General features: G+C 34.7%; 4 protein-coding genes and 1 pseudogene. All 5 read right to left on the reverse strand.

The features are described 5' to 3' along the window. Window positions 1-129 (reverse strand): annotated as a pseudogene (locus tag AC1DJR_RS21370) (hypothetical protein); the annotation flags it as partial. 199 nt (window positions 130-328) lie between these two features. After that, entirely contained in the window at window positions 329-1,033 is a 705-nt protein-coding gene (locus AC1DJR_RS21375; RefSeq protein ID WP_429688717.1) for an SMI1/KNR4 family protein, read from the reverse strand. Window positions 1,034-1,036: 3 nt separating this feature from the next. Further along, window positions 1,037-1,462: a hypothetical protein gene (locus AC1DJR_RS21380; RefSeq protein ID WP_429688718.1), complete on the reverse strand. Its 426-nt coding sequence runs from the start codon at window positions 1,460-1,462 to the stop codon at window positions 1,037-1,039. Between the two features lie 119 nt (window positions 1,463-1,581). Then, window positions 1,582-2,817 carry an IS110 family RNA-guided transposase gene (locus AC1DJR_RS21385; protein ID WP_341024257.1) on the reverse strand — a complete coding sequence of 412 codons (1,236 nt, stop codon included), beginning with the start codon at window positions 2,815-2,817 and terminating at the stop codon, window positions 1,582-1,584. Window positions 2,818-2,972: 155 nt separating this feature from the next. Next, window positions 2,973-3,701: recombinase family protein (locus AC1DJR_RS21390; RefSeq protein WP_477003452.1), on the reverse strand; the 729-nt coding region annotated here is incomplete at its 5' end.

The raw sequence follows: 3,701 nt of genomic DNA on the forward strand, positions 1-3,701 counted from the left end.
GCTATAGTTCGTTCCAGATCTAACGACACTTCCATCTGGCAGTATTTCTACACCTTTAAAGATTGGGGATACGGAGTCCGCACCTTTTCTTTTGCTAATGTATTTCCAATTATATAATACTAGTAATTTGTGTTAGCCCTAATTTATAGCATGCTTACCTATTAAAAAAGCACTTGTTGCCCTTCGTAGACAATCAAGTGCTTTRASTTCATATGTTTTATAAGTAACATTAATCCGTCACTATTCTTTTTTCAATAGTCCAATCTTTATCACCAAGATTTTTGTCGTTATCGTGGACAAATACTATGATAAAACCACCTTTACCTAGTTACGCTTCAAAGCCAATTACAATCCACTCATCTACATAACTCCAAAAACTGATATTATATTTGGGCTTTACTTTTGCAGACCAAAAGGTAGCAGTGTTATCAATACAATTATTGTAATCTATAGCTACGTAGCTCCCCATACCATTAGTGAAAAAGCCAAACGATGAATCTAGGTTGATTTTTATAGGCTCTTCTAAATCATCAATAATACTCCATTCAATATCCTCGTCCCCAAGATATGTTACTGATTCAAGTGGAACTAAGCCCATTGATTCGCTCGCATAGTAATAAAACCCATCATGAACATTTTCATAAAAACTTCGAATTGAAGCAGGTATTTTATCCCATGCATCCTCCAATTCTATGTTTTTTTGTCCCTTTTGAGGATTACACCCTTCGTAATATAATATGTCTCCTTTGGAATTTCTTATTGTGTATAAAATCGAATAAGCCCCTTCTACATCCATAATTTCAACATTTGTTAGATGTTTATTTAGATAAGAGATCGTATTCCGTAATTCAGTCCCTACATTTTCCCTCCATATGTTCAGAAGTAAATCAATTCTCCCTTTAATATCGTCATTATAAAACAGTTCTCTCCATTCAATTGGTATCTCATTATCATTCAGTCTACTAATTTCATCGATTGTTAATATTCGAACCTTTTTATTGTACCTTTTTAAATAATTAAGTTTTTGATCCATCTACTATTCATCTCCCATTTTTCTTTGTTTATTAAAGTCGTCAATCTGTTTCTGTATCTTTCTTTCAAGTTCTTTTTCTATAACCATCATTTTTTCCCTAAACTTAGGATTAACTTCGATTTCTCCCGGTTTCCCCTTCTTATAGTGTGTCCATTCTTCAAATGATTTAGATTGCTTTGAGGTGTTTGCAGATTTACTTAATCCTGTAAAGTTTTCTGGGTTATTTAAAACTTCAAGTTTTTGGGCTTCTGTTAAATTCCCAAAGCCATCCATCCTAGCAATTCTATCCATCGAAACAATATGATCGGCTTCCAATGCACCCTTAAATGTTTTCCCAGGAATGGCCTCATCTTGGGTTACTGATTTTTTATCGTGACCCTCATTTACTTTATCTCTCAATTTCTGTGTTGGTGTCTGACTTCTTAACATATCATATTCTTCGTCTGATATTTGCCTATCACCATATCGAGGTGGTGTGCCAGCTTCACCCGTACCCTATGTTGTAATCTTAAACCCTCACAATAAAAAAGCAAACCATGTAAACCTTATTAAACTACTTCTTTTTCTTCTACTACCGGCAACTCATAAGCTGTTTTATATTTCATCATGCCATATATAATATTTACAAGCCTTCTCATAATACATACCAATGCTTGTCCCTTTGTTTTTCCTTCTTTTAGTTTCTTTTGATAGTATGCATGAAATACTGGATTCCGTGGCGTCTTACTTCCTTTCGCTACTTGCACTTGCTGTACTGCTAAATTATAAAATAAAGCGTGTAGCGCCCTGTTTCCTTGTTTGCTTTTATATGTCTTACCTTTCCCACCAGAACCAAAGTAAACAGGCGCAATCCCCGCAAATCTTGCTAATTTGTTGGCATTTGGAAATCGTCTTACATCTCCAATTTCTGCAATTAATGCTGATGCCGTCACAAGTTCTATTCCCGGCATCGTCTCTAATTGATAATCTAGTAGATTTACTAGCTGTTTTAATTCTCTTTCGATGTATTTCATTTCCTTCTTTTTAAACTCAATCTCCCGTACAATACTTCTTACTAAAAAGTTTCGCATTTCTTGATACTCTTTCATTGTTTGTCCATCTTCTTTCACAAGCCTTAATATTTCACTTGCTTTCTTTACTGAACATGTATTGTTGCTAACATCTAATAAAAAAGTTGTTAATCGCTTTATATTCGTCCCCTCTAAACAAGAGGGTGACGGATATTGCTCCCAAAATGCTAATGCTGTTTTTCCATCTAACTCTGAGAAAAACTTTTTATAGCTTGGATAATGATGGTTTAATTGAATATGTAATTGGTTCTTTAATGCACTTTGTGCTTTTACTAATGCATTCCTTCTTGAAACCAGTTGTTGTATTGACCATAATAAATCGTTTGGCTTTGCATCTGGTAATTGATTAAATTTGTTTATCAATATGCGTGCCACACATTCCGCATCCCAACTATCATTTTTTTGTATCATCACTTGGCTTTTTCGTTCTAAAAATGATAAAGCTGGATTTACTTCTTTTACTACCTGTTCGTGATCTACTAAATATTTCGCTAACGCTCTTCCATAACCACCAACATCTTCTAAACCAAATACAACAGTTATCCCATCACACACATATGTCTCTACTTCTAATAAGAACTTCGAAAATGCAGATGGTTTATTCTCAAATTGTATTTCTCCTAGTTTCTCTTGCCAACAATTAATAATAACAGCCGTATGCTGTTCTTTATGTAAATCTACTCCTACATACAAATAGTTCTGCCTATGATGCATAACTCATCCCTCTATTCAATGATTTAGTCATATATAAAAATGTCGGCAACCTTAGTTCGAGCGTTCATCTTCCGATGCGCATAGGTACGCAAGCCTATCCATTTTTCATAATTTCATAAGTACATATAGTAAAATGAGCGATTTTTTAAGTAACTTTATAAAATAATTGCTGCATGTTGTCCTTTTGTTTGTATTTTCCCGTATTTATACATGCCACGATAAAAATTCTCTCTATCTAACATGCGTTTCACTTGTACTTTCGTAAATTGTTTACCTTTCGCTGTGCAGTATCCTTCTACATTCAATTGTTTCGCCAATTGGGTAAATGACCAATTTTTAAAAATGTATCTTAACTCAAATAGTCTACGTACAACTACCGCTTTCCCAGCATCTACTTCTAACACCTTTTGTCCTTTTTTGGCCTTGTAACCAAACAGTACACCGCCACCTGCATACCCACCTCGTTCAGCCTTCTTTTTTCTACCTCTGCTTAACTTTAATGCTATTTCAAGTCTTTGATATTGGTCTAATAGTTCTAACATGCCATTCACCAAAAAGTCATTTGGATCATGTGTGTAAATACTATAGCTTGATTGTTCAATTGCCTTCACATCTACTTCATGTTTCTTTAGTTCTCGTTGTATCAATACTTTCGCCATATCAGAGCGCCACAATCGTGATGTATTCAACACAACAACATAGCTTACTTGTTTATACGCCATATCGGACAATAGCTCTTGTAGTCCATCACGTTCAACTGTTAATCCCTCTTCATCAACAGTCGCTCCGCTTAATCCTCTAYCTTCATACACACGAAGTAGTTCTAAATTATTTTCGTTACAGTAACGTTCAATCTCTTCTACTTGATACGCTAAACTATACCC

The sequence above is a fragment of the Bacillus sp. 05T31 genome, assembly GCF_056396725.1.